Origin of the sequence: Mycolicibacterium diernhoferi, assembly GCF_019456655.1 — a bacterium.
Lineage (GTDB): Bacteria > Actinomycetota > Actinomycetes > Mycobacteriales > Mycobacteriaceae > Mycobacterium > Mycobacterium diernhoferi.
Genome location: NZ_CP080332.1, coordinates 2,792,822 through 2,813,941 on the forward strand (window position 1 = coordinate 2,792,822; position 21,120 = coordinate 2,813,941).

Sequence of the window (21,120 nt, forward strand, 5' to 3'; positions counted from 1 at the left end):
ACTCTCAGGGATGCAGCGCGGCCCGCAGGGCGGCGATCCCGCGTTCGGTGGCCTCGGCCGCGGCGGGCGACGCCAACGCCAGGCTGACGTATCCGTGCACCATCGTCGGCTCCAGGCTGTGTTGCACCGAAACCCCTGCCGCGCTGAGCAATTCGGCGTACCTGCCGCCGTCGTCGCGCAACAGATCGTGCTCGGCGGTGCCGATGAAGGCCGGTGGCAGCCCGCTCAGCGACTCGGCGTTGGCGGGTGCCACATCGGTGGGCAGCGCCGCCGGGTCGCTCAGATCCATGCCGGGCAGGTACCAGGTCAGGAAGGCGGTGCTGACGTCCTGGTTGAGGATGTAGGCGTCGGCGTTCTCGATGAAGGACGGCGCTTTCGTGTCACCGACCGCGACCGGATACCACAGCAGCTGGAACACCAGCGGTGGGCCGCCCGCGTCGCGCGCCCGCAGGGCCATCACCGCGGACAGGTTGCCGCCCGCCGAATCCCCGGCCACCGCGATGCGGGTCGGGTCTCCGCCCAATTCGCCGGCGTGCTCACTCACCCAGCGCAGTGCCGCCCAGGCGTCCTCGACGCCCTGCGGGTAGGGATGTTCGGGGGCGAGCCGGTAGTCCACCGACACCACGATCGCCTCGGCGTCCACCGAGTGCGCGCGGGCCACGTGGTCATGGGTGTCCAGGTCGCCGATCGCCCATCCGCCACCGTGGTAGTAGACGATCACGGGCAGGTTGTCGTGCTGCTGCACCGGTGGCCAGTAGATCCGCACCGGGATGTCGTCCAGATCGCCGTAACCCACGGTGCGCTCCTCGATGCGCAGCTGCGGCAACATCTCCGGCGGCGGTTTCACCGCGCGCAGTTTCTCGCGGGCCACGTCGGCACCGTCGGCGATGGTGAACTCCAGGGGCACCGCGTCCAGTAGGGCTTTGAGATTCGGGTCGACGTCGGCGCGGCCGTTCGAGGCGGTCATGCGGTCCCCTCGCAGGCCCGGGCGCCGCATTCTGGGACGTTGATTCGCTCGCTGCGCTCGCTCATGCGCTCAGGCTAACGCGCCCCGCAGCGCGCCAAGGGCGAGATCGACCGCCTCCGTCGCCGCCGGCACCACCCCGTGGTAGCCCAGATAGCCGTGCACCAGCGTCTGCGCGTTGTGCACCTGCGCCGGCACCCCGGCGGCGGCCAGCAGTTCGGCGTAGCGGATGCCGTCGTCGCGCAGCGGGTCGTATCCGGCCACCGCGATATAGGCCGGCGCCAGACCGGAAAGTGACTCGGCGCGGGCGGGCACCAGCGTGGCCGGCGGATCGCTCAGGTCGACCCCGGCGGCGTACAGCCTGGAGAAGGCCCCCACCGCGCCGCGGCCGAGGATCGGCGCGTCGGCGTTCTCGGTGAACGACGGCAGGCTGCTGTCCCAGGTGGTGGCCGGGTACCAGAGCAGCTGCAACCGCAGGTCCAGTCCGGCGTCGCGGGCCAACAGCGCCACCGCGGCGGCCAGGTTGCCGCCGGCGGAATCCCCGGCGACCGCGATCCGGCTCGGGTCGGCGCCCAGTTCGTCGGCGTGCGCGGCCACCCACCGGGTCACCGCCCAGACGTCGTCGACGGCGGCGGGATAGGGATGCTCGGGCGCGAGCCGGTAGTCCACCGAGACCACCACCGCACCGGTTCCGACGGCGTGCTCGCGCGCGGTCCCGTCATAGGTGTCCACGTCGCCGACCACCCAGCCGCCGCCGTGGAAGAACAGCACCACCGGCGGGCGGGAGCGAAGCGACCCGGGAGTTGATCCCGGCGGGTGATCCTCGGCGACGTCCGGCCAGTAGATGCGCACCGGCACACCCTCGACGGCACGGTCCTCGGTGCGCAGGTCCGGATGCACCTCTCGCCGGGGCAGCGCCGCGAAGCGGGCCCGCGCTTCGTCGGGACCACCGTCCATGGTCAATTGGAACGGCACCGCTTCCAGTACCTTTTCCAGAATGGCGTCCAAGGCGGGTCTGTCGGTACCGGATTCAGGCATGGCATCACCGTACGCAGCGCGCTGGGTCCGGTCGTTCTGGGTCCTGGCGGTGCTGTGCGGGCTGGCTTACGGGATCTTCCTGATCACCGTCGCGCTGCGGGTCCCGTCCGGCGCGGAACTGACCGGGCAGTTCGCGCTGCAGCCCGCCGTGAAGGCCTCCGCCGCGGTGCTGCTGGCGCTGGCCGCCCTGCGCCATCCCCACGCCCGGGAGCGGCGCTGGCTGGTCGCCGCGCTGATCGGCTCGGCCGCCGGTGACTACCTGCTCGCCATGCCGTGGTGGGAGCCGTCCTTCGTGCTCGGGCTGGCCTCGTTCCTGATCGCGCACCTGTGCTTCCTGGCCGCCCTCATCCCGCTGGTACGACGGCAGCCGTCCCGGCTGGCGGCCGCGGCCGTCGTGGTGCTGGCCTGCGTGGTGCTGCTGGTGTCGTTCTGGCCGGCGCTGTTGGAGCAGGGCATGGCGCTGCCGGTGACCGTCTACATGGGCGTCCTCGTCGCGATGGTGTGTGCCGCGCTGCTGGCCGACCTGCCCACGCCGTGGACGGCACTGGGTGCGGTGTGCTTCGCGGTCTCGGATTCGATGATCGGGATCAGCAAGTTCATGCTGGGATCAGAGGTCCTGGCCGTGCCGATCTGGTGGACCTACGCGGCGTCGCTGATGCTGATCACCGCCGGGTTCTTCTTCGGAAGGGACCGGTGACCCAGACCCGCCGCGCCGCCGAGCACGAGCCGATCGCGCGCGTTCTGCCGATGCTGTCGGTGCCGCATCTGGACCGCGAGTTCGACTACCTGGTAGCCGCCGACCAGTCCGATGATGCCCAACCCGGGGTCCGGGTGCGGGTGCGCTTCCACGGCAGGCTGGTGGACGCCTTCATCCTGGAAAGGCGTTCGGACACCGACCATCCGGGCAAGCTGGGCTGGCTGGACCGGGTGGTCTCCGCCGAACCGGTGCTGACCACCGAGATCCGCCGGCTCACCGATGCGGTGGCCGCCCGCTACGTCGGCACCCGGCCGGATGTGCTGCGGCTGGCCGTCCCGCCGCGGCATGCCGCCGTCGAGAAGCAGGCCCCACCGGAACTGCCGCCGTCGGCCCCCACCCCGGTCGACGAATCCGGCTGGGCGCGGTACGTGCGCGGTGATCGGTTCCTCCAGGCGATCCGGGAAGGCCGGGCCGCGCGGGCGGTGTGGCAGGCGCTGCCGGGGGAGCGGTGGCCGCTACGGCTGGCCGAGGCCGCCGCGGCGACGGTGCACGCCGGGCGTGGTGCGCTGATCGTGGTGCCCGATCAGCGGGACGTCGACGCCGTGCACGCGGCGGCGGTGACCTGTGTGGACGACTCGAGGGTGGTCGCGCTGTCGGCGGGGCTGGGTCCCTCGCAGCGGTACCGGCGCTGGCTTTCGGTGCTGCGCGGGCAGGCCCGGCTGGTCATCGGCACCCGCAGCGCGGTGTTCGCGCCGGTCGCCGATCTGGGCCTGGTGATCGTCTGGGACGACGGGGACGACTCGCTGTCCGAGCCGCGGGCGCCGTACCCGCACGCACGTGAGGTCGCCATGCTGCGGGCGCACCAATTGCGTTGCGCCGCAATGATCGGTGGCTTCGCCCGGACCGCCGAAGCGCACGCGCTGGTGCGCAGCCGGTGGGCCCACGACCTGGTCGCGGCCCGCGCGGAGGTACGCGCCCACGCGCCGCGGGTGGTGGCCCTGGACGACAACGCCTTCGATCAGGAGCGGGACCCGGCCGCGCACACCGCGCGGCTTCCGTCGATGGCACTGCGCACCGCGCGTACGGCCCTGGCCGCCGGGCATCCGGTGCTGGTGCAGGTGCCGCGCCGCGGCTACGTGCCGGCGCTGGCCTGCGCCCGGTGCCGCACGGTGGCCCGCTGCCGGCACTGCACCGGCCCGATGTCGCTGCCGGACCGCGACACCCACGGCGCGGTGTGCCGGTGGTGTGCCCGCGCCGAGCTGACGTTGCGGTGCGTGAGTTGCGGCTCGGATGCGGTGCGCGCGGTGGTCGTCGGCGCCCGGCGCACCGCCGAGGAACTCGGCCGGGCACTGCCCGGGGCCAGCATCATCACCTCCGGTGGGGAGTCGGTGGTGTCCACGGTGAGTGCCAAACCGGCTGTCGTGGTCGCCACCCCGGGCGCGGAACCGGTCGCCGAGGGCGGGTACGGCGCCGCGCTGCTGCTGGACAGCTGGGCCCTGCTGGGCCGGCAGGACCTGCGCGCGGCCGAGGACACGCTGCGGCGCTGGATGGCGGCGTCGGCCCTGGTGCGCAGCCGCGCCGACGGCGGCACGGTGGCGGTGATCGCCGAGTCCGCGATCCCCACGGTGCAGTCGTTGATCCGGTGGGATCCGCTGGGCCACGCCGAATTCGAGCTGAACGCCCGCGACGAGGTGGCGCTGCCCCCCGCGGTGCACCTCGCGGTGCTCGACGGGGTGCCCGAGGCTGTGGCGGCCCTGCTGGATGCGGCCGAACTGCCCGCCGGGGCCGAACCGCTGGGGCCGGTCGACCTGCCGCCCGGGGCGCGCCGGCCACCCGGCATCGCGGTGGACAGCCCGGTCAGCCGGATGTTGGTGCGGGTGCCGCGGGCGGGCGGTCTGGAACTCGCTGCGGCGCTGCGCCGTGCGGTGAACTCGCTGAGCTCGCGCCACGAACAGCAGCCGGTTCGGGTCCAAATGGACCCGCTGCACATAGGGTAAGCAGCGACAACCGACAGGAGGTGGGTATGGGGCGGCTGCTGCGGTTGCTGATCCCGTTGGTGCTCATCGCGTTTGGTGTGCTGTGGCCGGTGCTGTTCAGCGCGGTCGCCGGAACCGGTGGCGGCACCGACGGTCCGGTCGACGATCCGGTGGTGATCAGTGACTACACCGCGCATTACACGGTGAGTGCCGACGGGAACCTCGACGCCGTCGAGACCATCACCGGCGAGTTCCCCGCCGACCGGCACGGCATCTTCCGGCACTGGGATGTGACCAACCAGAACGACCCCGAGATCCGGCAGGTGCCGCAGATCCGGTCCATCCTGCTCGACGGTGAACAGGTGCCCTACCAACTGCTCTGGGAGGGCAGGGAACGCTTCCGGGTGGCCAAGATCGGCAGCCCCGACTACACGCTCAACCCCGGCACCCACGTCTATGAGATCCGCTACACCGTCCCGGGGGTACTCGATCCCGGGACCACCGGCGCCGACCGGCAGTTCGGCAGCTCGACCGGAAACCCCCGGGCCCGCACGGTGTTCTTCTGGAACGTCGTCGCACCGGCGTGGAACAACCGGATCGAGAACGTCGATGTCACGGTGACCCTGCCGGAACCCGTGCTCGGCGCCCAATGCTCGGTCGGCCTCGGTCGTGGGGCGGCGTGCCGGGACCTCGCCGTCGAGGGCACCACGGTGCGTCTGGAGGCCGGGAACCTGGCGCCGCACACCCCGGTCACCCTGCGCGCCGGGGTGGACATGGCCACGCCGCCGCGCACGGAACTGCCGTGGAGCCACCACTGGGACCGTGTGCTCGGCCAGTCGACGACACAGGTCGCGGCGTTGCTCGGGCTGGCGGTCGTGGCCGGGATGGTCGCGATCCTGTGGCAGCGCAGGACCTTCGAACCGCCACCCGGTTTCCCGCTCCAGTACGAGCCGCCGCCCGGGCTGGGCCCCGTGCAGACCGAGTACATCCGCACCGAGTCGGTACCCGCGCACGGACTGACCGCGACGCTGTTCCATCTCGCCGAACGCAAGCTCGTCGAACTCCGGCAGGTCGACGAGGACGACTGGAACGTGACCGGTACGGCGCGCAAGGATGCCTGGGCCGATATCGATCCGGTCGCCGTCGCGGTCGGATCGGCACTGGAGGTGATCGGGCCCGGCGCCGAGTTCAAGGCCCGGAAGTCGGCCCGCTCCGGCGAGAAGCTGAACCAGGCCAAGTCCGACATGGACACCGCGGTGCGGCACTGGGCGATCGACAACGGGCTGATCGTCAAACGCCGTCGCGAGCTGTGGCTGCGCGCAGCCAATGCGGTCGCGGCGATCCTGATGGTGTGTGGCTTCTTCCGCTGGGGATTCCCGATCACGTTGTGGGCGTTGCCGTTCGCGGCGTTCTTCCTGTTCTCCGCGGCCTCCTGGCGTGACGGTGTCGGCACCCGCCGCACGCCGGCCGGACGCGAATTGTGGTCGCGGGCCGGGGGATTTCACCGGCTGCTGTCCACCGATTCGGCGGAGAGCCGGTTCGACTTCGGGGCCCGCAAGGATCTCTACGCCGCCTACGTGCCGTTCGCGGTGGCCGCGGGCAGCGCGGCGTTGTGGGCGCAGAAGTACCGGGACGCGACCGGCGCCGCCGCACCGCAACCGGAGTGGTACAACTCCTCGGACAGCACGTCCCCGGGCCGGCACGCAGGCTCGGGCGGCGCGGGGTTCGACGGTTTCGAGTCGGCACTGTCCTCATCGATCGGCGCCTACACCGCGTCGCAGGCGTCGTCCTCCAGCAGTGGCGGCGGTAGCAGCGGCGGCGGCGGCGGTGGGGGCGGCGGAGGCGGAGGTGGATCATGGTGAGTTTTCTGCTGATTCTGGTGTTGGCGATCGCCGTGCTGGTGCTGATCGGCCTGGTGGTGGGCTACAACAAACTCAAGGCCGCCGACGTCCGGGTGTCCGAGGCGCTGTCCGGGATCGACGTCGAACTCACCCGCCGCGCCGCGCTGATCCCGAGCCTGGTGCACACGGTCGGATCGTTCGCCGCGCACGAGAAGGCCATCCTGGACCACGTCACCCGGGCCCGGGCAGCGCTCGACGCCGCCACCGGGGGCGAGTCGGTGGCCCGTCGCAGCGCCGCCGAGGGCGAACTCGACGGTGCGCTCGGTCAGGTCCTGGCGCTGGGGCAGAGCTACCCGCAGCTGAGTTCGTCGAACAACTTCCTGAACCTGCAGCAGAACCTCACCGACACCGAGAACAAGCTGGCGTTCGCGCGGCAGTACTACAACGATGCGGTGGCGACGGTGAATCGGCTGGTCACCACCATGCCGTGGATGTTCGTCGCCTCGATCGCCGACGTGGGAGAACGCGAGTTCTATCAGACGCCCCGTCTTCCCTAGACTGACTCGGTGCGTCTCGTCTTTGCCGGAACCCCAGAACCCGCGTTGCCTTCACTGCGCCGACTCGTCGAGTCGGACAACCACGACGTCGTCGCGGTGCTGACCCGCCCCGATGCGGCCGCCGGCCGGCGCGGCAAACCGGCGCCGTCGCCGGTGGCGCAGCTGGCCGCAGACCTGGGGATCCCGGTCCTGCGCCCCGCACGGCCGAACACCGCGGAGTTCGTCGCCGAACTGCGCGAGCTGGCCCCGGACGCCTGCGCGGTGGTCGCCTACGGTGCGCTGCTGCGCGAGGATCTGCTCGAGGTGCCCGCGCACGGCTGGGTGAACCTGCACTTCTCCCTGCTGCCGGCCTGGCGCGGCGCGGCCCCGGTGCAGGCCGCCATCGCCGCCGGTGACGAGGTGACCGGCGCGACCACCTTCCAGATCGAGCTCGAGCTGGATTCCGGACCCATCTACGGCGTGGTGACCGAAACGGTGCGCCCGACCGACACCGCCGGAGATCTGCTTGAGCGACTGTCGGTTTCGGGTGCCGGGCTGTTGGAGGCGACCATGGACGGTATTGCTGACGGATCGTTGAGCCCGGTCCGGCAACCCGTCGACGGGGTCACGATCGCGCCGAAGATCACCGTCGAGGAGGCCAGGGTGCGCTGGGATCTGCCCGCTCACGCGGTCGACCGCAGGATCCGGGCGGTGACCCCCAATCCCGGGGCCTGGACCATGATCGGTGACACCCGGGTCAAACTGGGTCCGGTGCGCCCCGACGAGGCCAAGACGCTGCCCGCAGGCGAGTTCGAGGTCGGGCGCCGCGACGTCTGGGTCGGCACCGGTTCGAACGCGGTGGCCCTGAGCTGGGTGCAGCCGCCGGGCAAGAAACCGATGGACGCCGCGGACTGGGCCCGCGGGGCTCGCCTGGACGAATCGGTGCGTGCGCTGTGAACCGCCCCGGCCGTCCCGCACGGCAGCACTCCAACCGCCCGTCGCAGGGCAAGGGGCCGCGGCGTAAGCCATTGGATCCGGCCCGGCGGGCCGCGTTCGACGTGCTGCGCGCGGTCAGCGAGCGCGATGCCTACGCCAACCTCACCCTCCCGGCGCTGCTGCGCGAACGCGGGATCAGTGGCCGCGACGCGGCGTTCGCCACCGAACTGACCTACGGCACCTGCCGCACCCGCGGCATGCTGGACGCGGTCATAGCCGCGGCGGCCGGCCGCCCCGTCGACCAGATCGATGCGGTGCTGCTGGACCTGTTACGGCTGGGCGCCTACCAGTTGTTGCGTACCCGGGTGGATGCGCACGCCGCGCTGGACACCACGGTGGACCAGGCTGGTATCGAATTCGATACGGCTCGAGCGGGTTTCGTCAATGGTGTGCTCCGCAGCATCTCTGCGAAGGACGAGCAGGGCTGGATCGAGGAGCTGTCGCCGTCGGCGGCCACCGACCGGATCGGGCATGCGGCCTTCGTACATGCGCATCCACGCTGGGTCGCTCAGGCCTTCGTCGACGCGCTCGGTACCCGGGCCGGACAGCTCGGCGCGCTGCTGGCCAGCGATGACGAACGCCCCCTGGTGCACCTGGTCGCCCGGCCCGGGGTGCTGACCGCCGCCGAGCTGGCCGCCCAGTCCGGTGGCACCGTCGGCCGGTATTCGCCGTACGCGGTGTACCTGCCCGGCGGTGACCCCGGCGACCTGCCGGCGGTGCGCGACGGTGCGGCACTGGTTCAGGACGAGGGTTCCCAGCTGGTGGCCCGGGCCCTCACGCTGGCCGGCGTGGACGGGACCGACGGCGGCCGCTGGCTGGATCTGTGTTCGGGCCCGGGTGGTAAGACCGCACTGATCGCGGCGCTGGCGCCGGAGGGGGCCCGGATCACCGCGGTGGAGCCGGCCGAGCATCGCGCCGCCTTCGTCGAGCAGAACACCGCCGGGTTGCCCGTCGATGTGCTGCGGGTCGACGGGCGGGAGTCCGGCCTGGCCCCGGGCAGCTTCGACCGGGTGCTGGTCGACGCGCCGTGCACCGGGTTGGGTGCGCTGCGGCGCCGGCCGGAGGCGCGCTGGCGGCGCCAACCCGGCGACGTGCCCCCGCTGGCGAAGCTGCAGAAGGAGCTGCTGGCCTCGGCGATCGCGCTGACCCGTCCGGGCGGGGTGGTGCTGTATGCGACGTGTTCCCCGCACCTGGCCGAGACGGTCGGTGTGGTGGCCGACGCGCTGCGCCGGCAGCCGGTCACCGCGCTGGACGCCCGGGAGTTCTTCCCCGGGGTCGATCAGCTCGGCGACGGACCCTACGTGCAGCTGTGGCCGCATCTGCACGGCACCGATGCGATGTTCGCTGCGGCGTTGAAAGTAGGCTGACCGGCATGGCAGGTCCCCTCATCGCTCCGTCCATCCTCTCCGCCGACTTCGCCCGGCTCTCCGACGAGGTCGCCGCCGTGGCCGGTGCCGACTGGCTACATGTCGACGTGATGGACAACCACTTCGTCCCCAATCTGACCCTGGGTCTGCCCGTGGTGGAGAGCCTGCTCAAGGCGACCGACATCCCGATGGACTGCCATCTGATGATCGATCGGCCCGAGCGGTGGGCACCGCCGTACGCGGAGGCCGGCGCCTACAACGTCACCTTCCATGCCGAGGCGACCGACAATCCGGTGGGTGTGGCCCGCGATATCCGGGCGGCCGGGGCCAAGGCGGGATTGTCGCTGAAGCCCGGCACCGCGCTGGAGCCCTACCTGGAGATCCTGCGGGAGTTCGACACGCTGCTGGTGATGTCCGTGGAGCCCGGTTTCGGTGGGCAGAAGTTCATCCCGGAGGTGCTCAGCAAGGTCAGCACCGTGCGCCGGCTGGTGGACGCGGGAGAACTGACGATCCTGGTGGAGATCGACGGCGGCATCAACGCCGACACCATCGAGGCGGCCGCGGAGGCCGGTGTGGACTGTTTCGTGGCCGGCTCGGCGGTGTACAGCGCCGCCGACCCGGCCGAGGCGGTGCGGCAACTGCGTCGGCAGGCCGGGGCAGTGTCGCCGCACCTGACGCTGTGACCTTCGACGCCGCGATGCGGCCGGCGACCTTCGACGCCGCGATGCGGCTGGCCATCGAACAGGCCGAGCGTGTCAAGGGCGCCACCTATCCCAATCCGCCCGTCGGCGCCGTCATCCTGGATTCCGCCGGGGCGGTGGTGGGCGTCGGTGCCACCGAGCCGACCGGCGGGGCACACGCCGAAGTGGTGGCGCTGCGGCGTGCGGGCGAGCTGGCCCGTGGCGGGACCGCGGTGGTCACGCTGGAACCGTGTAACCATCACGGCCGCACCCCGCCGTGCGTCGACGGCCTTCTCGCCGCCGGGGTGTCCCGGGTGGTGTACGCCGTCGCGGACCCCAACCCGGTGGCCGCCGGCGGCTCGTCGCGGCTGGCACAGTCCGGGGTCGCGGTGCAGGCCGGGGTATTGGCCACCGAGGTGGCCGGCGGTCCGCTGCGCGAATGGCTGCACAAGCAGCGCACCGGATTGCCGCACGTGACTTGGAAATTCGCCACCAGCGTGGACGGGCGCAGTGCCGCCGCCGACGGCAGCAGCCAGTGGATCACCAGTGAAGCCGCCCGCGCCGACGTGCACCGCCGGCGCAGCGTGGTGGAGGCGATCGTGGTCGGTACCGGCACGGTGTTCTTCGACGACCCGACCCTCACCGCGCGACTGCCCGACGGCAGCCTCGCGGACCGCCAGCCGCTTCGGGTCGTGGTGGGCGAGCGCGAGATCTCCTCGGAAGCCAATGTGCTCAACGATGATTCGCACACCATGGTGATCCGCACCCATGACCCGCACGAGGTCATCCGGGCTTTGTCGGGTCGGACGGCGGTACTGCTGGAGGGCGGACCCACGCTGGCCGGGGCGTTCCTGCGGGCCGGGGTCATCGACCGGATCCTCGCCTACGTCGCGCCGATCCTGCTCGGCGGCCCGATCACCGCGGTCGACGACGTCGGGGTGCTCAGCATCGCCGGTGCCCAGCGGTGGCGGTTCGACGGTATCGAGGCGATCGGGCCGGATGTCCGGCTCAGCCTGGTACCGAACTGATCCCGCAGTGTGACCGCGGACACATTTGGAGTCGGAATGTGATGTCCAGATCCCTTGGCCCGCATCGATGAGCCGGGTGTTGTAACCCTGTGCGGTCCGCGGTGCGCCGGTAGACTTCGGCAACAGCGCCTTCGCCGACGGATCGATCGGGAAAGCACCAACAAAGGACAACGAGCATGACTGCACTGCAGGACTGGCTCAACAGCGGGCCGGTCACCCCGCACCACGTCAAATCCCTGGTCTTCGGCGTGCTCCGGCTGGGGCCGCAGCCGACCGTGTACCGACGCGCCCCCGAGATCATGCAGCGGGGGCTGGAGCGCTGTTGAGCGCTGCCCATTTGCTGAATCTGCTGGTCACGTAACGTAATCTTCGTCACCGGTCACGGCGTCCGCGCCGACGTAGACCACCAAATCGAGCCCCGATGATCGATGATGATTGCCGGAGTGGCAGTTCCCGTGTTGAGGGACGGAGCCGGCGAGGAGATGGTGATGAGCGCGTTGGGGGAGTCCCGAGCCGGTGGCACGAGGCACATCATTTCGCTGGCGCCGCTGACGGTGCTGGAACTGGACCCGGCTGAGCTGGTGTCCTGCGCGGCCGGGGCGGGATTCGATGCCGTCGGGCTGCGGCTGATCCGGGCCACACCACAGGAGCCGCTGCGGCCCACCATCGGGAAAACCCCACTGATCCGGGAAACCAAGCAGCGGCTGGACGATTCCGGTCTGCGCCTGCTCGACATCGAGGTGCTGCGACTGCGCCCGGAGACGAACGTCCGCGCCGATTTCGAGGCTTTCCTGGAGACCGGCGCATTCCTGGGTGCCACCGAGATCCTGGTGACCGGCAACGACGACGACCACGGTCGTATCGCGGACAACCTGGCCGAGTTGGCTTTGCTGGCAGCGCAATTCGGCCTGACTCCGAACCTGGAACCGATGCCGTGGACCCAGGTGCAGGATCTGCATCAGGGTGTCGGGATCGTCACCGCGTGCCAGGCCGAAGTGGGTCTGCTGATCGATGCCATCCACTACGACCGTGCCGGGAACACGCCCGCCGACCTTGCCGCACTCCCGGCGGAGTGGATTCGCTACGCGCAGATCTGCGATGCGCCGGCCGAGCGGCCCGCCGACGTGCAGGAAATGATGTACCAAGGCCGTTGTGCCCGCTTGCTACCCGGTGCCGGCGGCCTCGACCTGTTGTCGATGTTGCGCGCACTGCCGCCCGGGATTCCGATCAGCGTGGAGACGCCGCTGGACAGTGACGCACCCGCTGGGGTGCGGGCTGCCGCCGCGGCCCGGGCCGCCCGCCACGTGCTGGCATCTCTCGATGAATCGAACTGGTCACCGCTGGTGCGAACTGCCTGATCGGCCGTCGGTCGTGTCTGCGCCTCGCTGGAGAACGGCAGCCGGTCTGATCGGCGGCCTCGCCTGGGTGATCGCCACGGTCGGTGTGGGCGCCCACTTCGTGGGGATGACCAGCACGCTGGTGGCGTGGATCGCGGCGTTCACCCCGGTGGCGGTCCTCGTGTCCGCGGTCGCAGTCGTACTGCTGCTCATCGGCGGGCATCGGTGGGTCGCGGTGGCGGCAACGGTCGTTCTGCTGGTCGGGATCGGGACGCAGGCGCCGCTGTATCGCGCAGGTGCGCCGGTGGAGTCGTCGGGGCCGTCGGTGCGGGTGATGCAGGCGAACATCAGGCTGGGTGGCGCGGATCCCGTGGCGCTGGTGGATTCGGTGGATGCGCACGGCGTCGACCTGCTCACCGTCATCGAGCTGACCGATTCGGCGGCGGCGAAACTGGCGGACGCCGGACTCGAGGACGCGTTGCCCAACACTTGCGGCCATCCCCGCCCCGGCGGGGGCGGCGCGGGTATCTACTCGCGACACCCGCTGCGTGAGTGCGCCCGGCTGGACGGATTCGTCCTGAACAATCTGCGTGCTGTCGCCGAGATCCCCGGTGCCGCCCCGACAGCCGTGTATGCGCTTCACCCACTCCCGCCGTATCCCGAGCCCGCCTGGAAATGGGTGTACGAGCTGAAGCGGCTGCGCCCGATCTTTGCGGCCGAGCCCTACCCGATGATCGTGGGCGCCGATTTCAACTCCACCTACGACCACCGCCAGTATCGGGACCTGCTGAGCAATTCGACGCCGAACGGCGGTGCGTCACTGATCGACGCCGCCGAGTACCTGGGCGCCGGTGTGGTGCCGACCTACCCGGCAGACCGGATGCTGCCGCCGGTACTGGCGATCGACCGGATCCTGGCGCGAGGATGGGTGCCGATGTCCTTCACCCGATTCGACCTGCCGGGATCGGACCATCTCGGTGTGGTGGGCGCCCTGCAGTTGCCCGAGATGAATTCAAACTAGATATTTTGAATTCATCTGTTCTACTGCGCTGCAAAGAGATTCGTGTACGAGCACGGCTGTGGGGTGGTCGTGTGGGTTGGGTCATACTCGCCCGACGTAGCTGACAATTTCCTGTGGGTTCTCGCTAATGTCCTTCTTGCAATGAGAACTCACCGACTGGTGAGAAGCTCTGGCGCCGTTCCGTGGCATCCGCCAGGTGCCTTACCGTCGTGAAAGGTAAAGACTCCCTTGACAGATACCGTGGAGGGCACCGGCTTCGCGAGCATGGCGAAGTTCGCCGTCATCGACCAGGATGGGTTGTCCGGCAAAGCTGTCGGTAGTCGCGAGAATGGTGCTCGGGCGGTGGGCAAGGGTCCCGGAGGGTCGGCGGACGGTGCAGGTCGGCCGACCGTGACCGTGGTGATCCCGACCCGCAACGAGGCTCGCAACCTGCCGTATGTCGCAAAGCGGATGCCGGCGGTGGATCAGATCGTGGTGGTCGACGGTGCATCCGTCGACAACACGGTCGATGTCGCCCGTGAGTTGTGGCCAGATGCACTGATAGTCAACCAGTCCCGGAGCGGGAAAGGCAACGCGCTGGCATGTGGCTTCGAGGTCAGCAGCTGTGACATCGTGGTGATGATCGACGCCGACGGATCGACCGACCCGGCCGAGATCCCGGACTTCGTCGCAGCTCTGGTGTCCGGTGCCGACTTCGCCAAGGGCAGCCGCTTCACCCGATCGGGCGGCAGTGATGACATCACCCAGCTGCGCCGGTTCGGCAACAGGGGACTCAACTGGCTGGTCAACCAGCTGTTCGACACCAGCTTCACGGATCTGTGCTACGGGTACAACGCATTCTGGCGGCGGCATCTGCCGGTTCTGGATCTACCGCGCACCGATGTCCCCGAGGCGCAGTGGGGCGACGGTTTCGAGATCGAGACGGTCATCAACGTCCGTGTCGCGCGCAACGGTTTGAAGATCCAGGAAGTCAGCAGCTTCGAAGGCAAACGCATCTTCGGACGCAGCAATCTGAACGCGGTCACCGACGGTCTGCGGGTGTTGCGGACCATCGGCCGGGAGCGGCGGCTCCACCGTGCCGCCGCGGCGGTCCCGTCGCCGCTGCATTCGCGATGAGCAAGGTACGCGAGACGATCGGTCATACCCTCGCCCTCGCCGAAAGTATCGGCCTCTCTTCGGCTCTGAACCTGGTCGCACGCCGTGCGCTCGGGATGACCAAGCCGGTGCAGGTGGCCTGCGGTGCGCACCGGCTGATGGTGCGCCCCGGCGACAGTGACCCCTTCGTTCTCGCTCAGATCTTCACCGAACGTGAATACGATGCGCACCCGTTCTGGATGGACCGCCTGAACGTGATCGCCGCGGGTATCCGAGCGGCCGGCCAGGTCCCGTTGATCATCGACGCCGGCGCCAACGTCGGTTACTCGGCCCTGTATCTCGCCGAGCACTTTCCGGATGCCGTCATCCTGGCGGTCGAACCGGACCCGGCCTGTGTCGATCTCATCGAACAGAACTGTGCGCACAACCCGCGGATCAGGGCGGTCCATGCTGCGGTGTGGAGCCACGAGAACGGTGTCCACCTGACGACTCGGGACGAGGGGTCGTGGGCCAACCGGGTCTCGGATGCAGGGATGACACCATCGGTGACGCTCGAGACGTTGATCGCTGAGATACCGGATGCGGCACCGTTCATCGTCAAACTCGACATCGAGGGAGCCGAGTCCGAGGTCTGTCGCGCCTCGCCGGCGGCGGTCTCGTCCTTTGCGTGCATCATGATCGAACCGCATGACTGGATGCTTCCCGGATCCGGCGGGCTGTCCTCGCTGTATGAAGCCGTCGCCGGTAGGAAGATGGATACCTTGATCCGGGATGAAACCTTGATGCTCTTCGATTGCGCTGTGCTGCAACGGTTCAGCCCCGAAGATGCAACGCGTTGATGCTTTCTGTGAACGTATTCAGCAAAATTGGACGGTCGTAGGACGTAGCTATTGTGGCAGGCATTGTCCTGCAATAGCATTCGCGACAGCCACCTCTGGCTGATCACCCCTCGAAGAAAAATAGGAGAACCGTGTCACTCGCTGTTCAAGTGGAACCGGGGCGCGAATTCTGCACCGCGCCGTCGTCGTCCGCACCGTCGAAGAAGAAGCTGCTCGTTGCTTCGGTGGCGATCACCGGTGCGTCGGTCATGGCCGTCAGCCCGATGGCGTCCAACGCGCCGGCGCTGCAATCCGCCCAGCACGCTGCGGCGGTCGCGCAGCAACGCGCGGTCGAGCTCGCGGCATTCGAGAACCCGCTGGTCGTCCTGAACGAGACGTTCTCGAAGGCATTCGGGCACCTGAGCAATCGGGGTCGCGAGGTGTCGACGACCCTGGGGCCGAATCTGTCCACCCTGCTGGGCAACGCGCAGCTGCAGCGTGAGCTGGCGACGGCTCTGTTCAACCCGTTCACCACCATCCCGGCGGTGCTGAACAACCTGGGCGAGCACCGGCAGACGCTGATCACCGGCATCCAGGGGTCGATCGCCGGTAATGCTGCGCACAACGCCAAGTTGCCTGGGGTCATCCAGAACTCGCTCACCAACCTGTTCCGCGGCCAGTTCACGGAGTCCTTCGCCTATCTCAACGACTGGTTCATCTTCGGTCTGGGCGAATCGGGCTGGCCGCTCTACCCGAGCCTGGAGATCCCCGGCGAGGTCGCGCGCGCCATCGGCGCCCCGGCCATCGGCGCGGTCCTGGACGCGATGTTCGTCGGTGACACGACGCTGGCCGGCTACCCGCACGCAATCCTGGTGCCCTACGTGAGCGCCATCTTCCGGTTCACCGACAGTCTGGACGAGATCCGCGCCTCGATCGTCGCGGGTGATCTGGCGAGCGCGGTCAGCCATGTCGTCAATCTCCCCGCCAAGGTGGTCGGCGCGTTCCTCAACGGATACCGTCCCACCATCGCCCCCGAGTGGTCGGTGTTCCCCGGTCTGCTGAGTGAGGGCGGGACGCTCGACGGGTTCTTCGTTCAGTACCCGAAGCTCTTCGCCGATGCGCTGCGCAACCTCAACGCCCCCCGGTCTGCCCAGACCGCGGTGCCCGAGCTGAGCAGGGTGTCCTCTCCGGCGGTCGCCGCCGAGGCCGACACGGTGACGCTGAGCCTGGACACCGGCTCCGGTGGCGGCACACCGGTTCAGCAGGTTGTCGCCGTCGGCGATGCGGACGAGGACGCGGCGGACGAGTCCGTGACCGAGGACACCGCGGACGAGTCCGTGACCGAGGACACGGCCACCGAGGACGCGGCCGATCCCGCAGCGGAGACCGAAACCGAGCCCGCCGCGGACGCCACGGCCGGCGACGAGGCCGGCACCGAGCCTGATGACAAGACCGATGCCGAGACCGGCGCCGGGTCCGATACGGGTGCGGATGGCAAGGCGGCCGATACGGCCGCGGAAGCCGAGGCTGACGACGCGGCCGACGCCAAGGAGGAGAAGAAGGCTGCGAAGGCCGAGCAGAAGGCCGCCAAGGCGCAGGCTCGTGCCGCCGCCAAGGCTGCGCAGCGCGCGGCCGCCAAGGCCGACCGCACGTCGGACGGCAACACCGGCGGTAGCGGGTCCGGTGAGTCGGACAGCGGCTCCGGCAGCTCGGGTAGTGACAGCGAGTAGATCTCGCCCCATCGCACGTACGGCCCCCTCCTCGGAGGGGGCCGTACGTCGTTTCAGAGTCGGTCGATCATCTCGACGACCCGGCCCACGTGCGGTTCGCGGACCACCGAATCGTGATCGCAGTTGATCCGTGCCACGGTGAGGTCGCCGGTCAGCAGTTTCGGCCACACCCGGTCGTCGTCGCGGTTGAAACTGCTGAGCACCAGCAGGGTTCGCCCGTGATAGGGCAGCGGCCGGTGCAGCCGTCCCACCCGCACGCCGACCTCGCGGAGCGCGGCGACCTTCTCCTGCGGGGTGCCGTCGATGATGCCGGCCAGCGGCAGCCACAGCCGCTGCCGCCACAGTTCCCAGGGCGCGGCCGGATCCTGTTCCAGCAGTGTCGATCCGACGTCGGGCAGTTCCCGGCGTGCGGCCCGCACGGTGCGCGGCGGGAGGAACGGGTCGAGCAGGGTCACCAGTTCGACGTCGTGGCCAAGAGCCTTGAGCCGGTTGGCCACATCGATGGCGATGAAGGCGCCGAGCGAGTGGCCGACCAGGGTGTAGGGGCCCTCCGGCTGCAGCGCCAGCAGGTCCCGCAGGTGACGCCGGGCCGCTCGCCCGATCGTCCAGTCCGGGAACGCCCGGTTCTCCAGGCCCTGCGCCTGGAACGCGATGACGGCGGTGTCGCGGTCCAATCGGTCGGTGAGCGGGACGAAGGACAGCGCCGATGCGCCGGCACCGGCGAAGCAGAACACCGTCTTGCCGGTGGCGTCGGTCGCAGGACGCAACAGCACGGTGGTCGGGGCAATGCCCTTGTCCCGTAGCGCGGCATCCCCTTGGAGCCGGGCCGCCACGATCTCGGAGAACTGGGTGACGGTCGGCGCGACGGCGAGATCGGATGCGGTGAGCCGAACACCGAGTTGCTCGCCGAGCACGCTGATCATCTGCTGGACGTTCAGCGAATCTCCGCCGAGAGCATAGAAATTCTCGTCCCGGCCCACCTCGGTGACGCGCAGGGTGGCGGCCCACACGGTGGCGATCTCGGTCTCCAGGCCCGGCGCCGGGGCGACGATCGGCCCGCGGGTGGGAGCGGGCAGGGCCCGCCGGTCCACCTTGCCGCGTTCGTTGCGCGGCAAGGCGTCCAGCATCATCACGTGGGTGGGGACCATCCAGGCGGGCAACCGGGTGTGCAGCTGGGCGCGCACGTCGGCCACGGCGGGGCTGCGAAGCCCGGGATCCGGTGTCACGTAGGCGATCAGAACCGGGGTTTCGGCATGTTGATCGGCCAGTACCAGCGCCTCGCGGATGCCGGGACAGTCCAGCAGAGCGGCTTCCACCTCGGCCGGCTCGACCAGATACCCACGGATCTTCACCGCGGCGTCCATCCGGCCCAGCACCACGAGCACACCGTCGTCGGTGATCCGGGCTCGATCGTTGGTCACGAACGTGCGGCTGCCGTCCGGGTTGGTGGTGAACGTGGTCGACGCGCTGTCTGGCTTGAGATATCCGGCGGCCAGGTAGGGGGAGGTGACCGTCAACCGGCCCATTTCGTCGATCGCCAACGTCTTGTGCGGCACCGGCAAGCCGGCCGGGATGACTCCCGCCGGGATCTCGTCATCGGGCCAGATGTCGAAGTGGGCGATGCCCAGCGTCTCGGATGAACCGGCCCAGTTGGTCAGGACGGCATTGGGCGCCAGGTCGCGGGCGCGCCGGATGACGTTGCCGTACACCGGTTCTCCCGTCGTCACGATGCGCCGGAGGCCGACCAGGGTGCGATCACCGGCCGCCTCGGTCAGGGACTGCAGGAACGACGGCGTACACATCAGGATCTCGGCATCGGCGAGCCGGTCGAGGGCCGATGCCGGGGTGCAGTTGCGCGGATCGACGGCGGTGATGTCGGCACCCGACAACAGTGCGCCGACCAGCACATTGAGGCCGGCCGCGAAACTGACCGGCATGCAGAGGGCGACCCGGCTGTCCTCGACGATGCCGAACCGGTCCCGGTGCAGTATCCAGTCGCTCAGCCATGTTCCGTTGACATGCAGGACCGCCTTGGGTTCCCCGGAGGACCCCGAGGTGAACTGGATGCTGGTCACCGTCTGCAGGCCGATCCGGGCGGCGGTGGCGGTGCCGGTGGTGGTCCGCGGCGGGTGCGCTGCCGTCCACACCACATGGTCCGCGCTCAACACCTGTGCCAGTGCATTGTTGGATTCGTCCACGACGATGGTGTCCAGGTGGTGCCCCTGCGCGCCGAGTGCGTCGAAGATATGCGTCATCCGGTCCTGTGGCAGTCCCGGATCCAGCGGGACCAGCGGGGCGCCGGCGGCGAAGCTGCCCAGCACGACGGCCGCGGTATGCGGATCGAGGTCGCCTACCAGCGCCACCGCCGCCCCCGGGTCAGCGCGGCCGAGCAGGGCGGAACGCCAGGCAGCGGCGCCCGATCGCAGGGCCCCGTAGCTGACCGTTCCGTGCTCGGTGCGCAGTGCCACCTGCGTCTGCTTCTCCTCGGCGATCTGCTCGAATCGCCGGCTCACCGAATCGAACTCGACCGGCGCGACATGGGTCAGGTCCGGCCGCACCACAGGTGTCGAGGGGCTGTCGAGGGTCTGCCCGCGCGGAGTGGCCGCGACCGTGCGCAGTAACGCGATGGTGGGCAGTGCGACGACCAGAGTGATGAGCAGTTCGCCGGCGAGGTAGGTGTATCCGACGGCGTTGATACCCCACCGCGGGGTGGTCAGGATGACACCCATCACCACCAGCACCCCGAGCAGCACCTGCGAGACGACCGCGAGCCGTAACCTCCGTTGCAGCCGCGCCAGCGCGGTGTAGATCGTCGTCAGCGCCACGGCCGGCAGTACCAGTGCCATGACCCTGATCAGCGTGGTGCCGTTCTGCGCGTAGTGCGGACCGAGGATGCCCAGAATCCACGGGGCCGTCACCGACAGCGTCAGGCAGCCCACCACTGCCGAGCCGCCGCAGAGCAGCACGAAGCGTTTGGTACAGGCCCACACATCGGCACCCGGGGTGGAGGCTGCCGCGATGAACGGTGCGGATGTGGCGACGATGAGGGCGCCCAGCGTGTTGACGACCAGCCAGCACATCGAGAAGTAGGCGTTCATCTCGGTGCCGAGCTGGGCGACCACGATCAGCGGGACCAGCAGCGGCACGATCACGTTGATCGCGTTGATCGCATACGAACTCGCGAAGAAGTGGAACAGTTCGCGGCGTGCGGGCAGCTCCGGGGTGCCTGTCCGGCTCCGGGTCTCGCGGGCGATGATGAGGACCGCGATGACCGCGGTGATGGCGGCGGCGGGCAGCACCCATGACCAGACGATCGCCGCGCCGGTGGCCAGCGGGATGAGGGCCGCGACCAGAGCCAGCTTCACCGTGGATTGGCTGATGTTCTTGATCGCGATCGTGCGGGCCCGGCTCAACCCGATCAGGATCTGATCCTGCAGCGCATAGATCGCCAGCACCGCCACGAACGCCGGGAAGAGCAGCATCTCGACCCAGTTGGGGAACAACTGTTCCCGCGGGCCGACACCGAGAAACACGGCGCCGAACAGCAGTGCCGCGCCGGCGACGAGGGCGGTGCCCTCCCACACCACACGCTGTGTCCGGTCACCGGCCAATGGCAGGAACCGTTCGTACATGCTGCCGAGGCTGAAGTTGGCCAGGATGGCGATCAGGGTCGCCGAGGAGATGATCGCCGAGGCGCGACCCACCTCAGCGGTGTCGTATCCGCGGGCGGCCACCGTCCAGAAGACGAAGCCGAGGATGCCGGTGGCGGCACTCGACGTCATCACGGCCGCGATGTCGATACCGAGCCCGTGGCCCCGGTCCCGGCCGGCCGCGCCGGTCACCGCCGCGACAGGAACCCCCAGTTCCGCAGGGGGAGAGGAGTTCTGCTGGGTGCGCAGGGCGGCGGAACTGCCTGTCGTCGGCATGCGGATGGGGTCCTTGCGGGAGCGTGGGCGCGTTCGGCGGGGGCCGGGTGCGGGCGGTGAGAGCGCGGTT

17 protein-coding genes are annotated in these 21,120 nt (G+C 69.6%); 14 read left to right on the top strand and 3 right to left on the bottom strand.

Annotated features, from left to right (window positions below; translation table 11 throughout):
- Positions 1 to 4: 4 nt before the first annotated feature.
- Both K0O62_RS13295 and K0O62_RS13300 read right to left on the bottom strand, forming a co-directional pair.
- Positions 5 to 967, bottom strand: coding sequence for an alpha/beta hydrolase (locus K0O62_RS13295; protein WP_073854633.1), 963 nt, complete (start codon positions 965 to 967; stop codon positions 5 to 7).
- A gap of 69 nt (positions 968 to 1,036) precedes the next feature.
- Positions 1,037 to 2,002, bottom strand: a complete 966-nt coding sequence (locus K0O62_RS13300) for an alpha/beta hydrolase (RefSeq protein ID WP_073854635.1) — start codon at positions 2,000 to 2,002, stop codon at positions 1,037 to 1,039.
- On the opposite strand from K0O62_RS13300, the gene K0O62_RS13305 reads away from it, so the two are divergent.
- The 14 genes from K0O62_RS13305 (at position 2,001) to K0O62_RS13370 (ending at position 17,124) form a co-directional block, all read left to right on the top strand.
- Positions 2,001 to 2,699, top strand: a complete 699-nt coding sequence (locus tag K0O62_RS13305) for a lysoplasmalogenase (protein WP_073854637.1) — start codon at positions 2,001 to 2,003, stop codon at positions 2,697 to 2,699. The genes K0O62_RS13300 and K0O62_RS13305 overlap by 2 nt on opposite strands.
- A 50-nt stretch (positions 2,700 to 2,749) precedes the next feature.
- Positions 2,750 to 4,696: a primosomal protein N' gene (locus K0O62_RS13310; protein WP_083603693.1), complete on the top strand. Its 1,947-nt coding sequence runs from the start codon at positions 2,750 to 2,752 to the stop codon at positions 4,694 to 4,696.
- Between the two features lie 26 nt (positions 4,697 to 4,722).
- Positions 4,723 to 6,537, top strand: coding sequence for a DUF2207 domain-containing protein (locus tag K0O62_RS13315; RefSeq protein WP_073854641.1), 1,815 nt, complete (start codon positions 4,723 to 4,725; stop codon positions 6,535 to 6,537).
- Positions 6,531 to 7,073, top strand: a complete 543-nt coding sequence (locus K0O62_RS13320; protein WP_073854643.1) for a LemA family protein — start codon at positions 6,531 to 6,533, stop codon at positions 7,071 to 7,073. The genes K0O62_RS13315 and K0O62_RS13320 overlap by 7 nt, the downstream gene beginning before the upstream one ends.
- Before the next feature lie 9 nt (positions 7,074 to 7,082).
- The gene (fmt, locus tag K0O62_RS13325) at positions 7,083 to 8,009 is read left to right on the top strand and encodes a methionyl-tRNA formyltransferase (RefSeq protein ID WP_073854645.1); all 927 of its coding nucleotides are present in this window, start codon (positions 7,083 to 7,085) and stop codon (positions 8,007 to 8,009) included.
- Positions 8,006 to 9,415 (top strand): RsmB/NOP family class I SAM-dependent RNA methyltransferase, encoded by a 1,410-nt coding sequence (locus K0O62_RS13330; RefSeq protein ID WP_220045503.1) that lies wholly within the window; start codon positions 8,006 to 8,008, stop codon positions 9,413 to 9,415. The genes fmt and K0O62_RS13330 overlap by 4 nt, the downstream gene beginning before the upstream one ends.
- Before the next feature lie 5 nt (positions 9,416 to 9,420).
- A complete protein-coding gene (gene rpe / locus K0O62_RS13335) occupies positions 9,421 to 10,098 on the top strand; it encodes a ribulose-phosphate 3-epimerase (RefSeq protein WP_073854649.1) in 678 nt (225 codons plus the stop codon).
- Between the two features lie 14 nt (positions 10,099 to 10,112).
- Complete coding sequence (gene ribD / locus K0O62_RS13340) at positions 10,113 to 11,123, top strand: bifunctional diaminohydroxyphosphoribosylaminopyrimidine deaminase/5-amino-6-(5-phosphoribosylamino)uracil reductase RibD (RefSeq protein WP_073855280.1); 1,011 nt, start codon at positions 10,113 to 10,115, stop codon at positions 11,121 to 11,123.
- A gap of 176 nt (positions 11,124 to 11,299) precedes the next feature.
- Entirely contained in the window at positions 11,300 to 11,449 is a 150-nt protein-coding gene (locus K0O62_RS13345) for a hypothetical protein (RefSeq protein ID WP_165636945.1), read from the top strand.
- Between the two features lie 129 nt (positions 11,450 to 11,578).
- On the top strand, positions 11,579 to 12,481 hold the full coding sequence (locus K0O62_RS13350; RefSeq protein ID WP_234799981.1) for a sugar phosphate isomerase/epimerase family protein: 903 nt from the start codon (positions 11,579 to 11,581) through the stop codon (positions 12,479 to 12,481).
- A 13-nt stretch (positions 12,482 to 12,494) separates the two neighbouring features.
- Positions 12,495 to 13,481 carry an endonuclease/exonuclease/phosphatase family protein gene (locus K0O62_RS13355; protein ID WP_245006547.1) on the top strand — a complete coding sequence of 329 codons (987 nt, stop codon included), beginning with the start codon at positions 12,495 to 12,497 and terminating at the stop codon, positions 13,479 to 13,481.
- Between the two features lie 228 nt (positions 13,482 to 13,709).
- Complete coding sequence (locus K0O62_RS13360; protein WP_234799983.1) at positions 13,710 to 14,597, top strand: glycosyltransferase family 2 protein; 888 nt, start codon at positions 13,710 to 13,712, stop codon at positions 14,595 to 14,597.
- On the top strand, positions 14,594 to 15,415 hold the full coding sequence (locus K0O62_RS13365) for an FkbM family methyltransferase (protein WP_073854653.1): 822 nt from the start codon (positions 14,594 to 14,596) through the stop codon (positions 15,413 to 15,415). Before K0O62_RS13360 ends, K0O62_RS13365 begins: the two co-directional genes overlap by 4 nt.
- Positions 15,416 to 15,663: 248 nt before the next feature.
- Positions 15,664 to 17,124: an eL24 family ribosomal protein gene (locus K0O62_RS13370; RefSeq protein ID WP_131817372.1), complete on the top strand. Its 1,461-nt coding sequence runs from the start codon at positions 15,664 to 15,666 to the stop codon at positions 17,122 to 17,124.
- Between the two features lie 53 nt (positions 17,125 to 17,177).
- Here the strand turns inward: K0O62_RS13370 and K0O62_RS13375 are convergent, their stop codons facing one another.
- Positions 17,178 to 21,050, bottom strand: coding sequence for an alpha/beta fold hydrolase (locus K0O62_RS13375; RefSeq protein WP_073854657.1), 3,873 nt, complete (start codon positions 21,048 to 21,050; stop codon positions 17,178 to 17,180).
- Positions 21,051 to 21,120 lie beyond the last annotated feature (70 nt).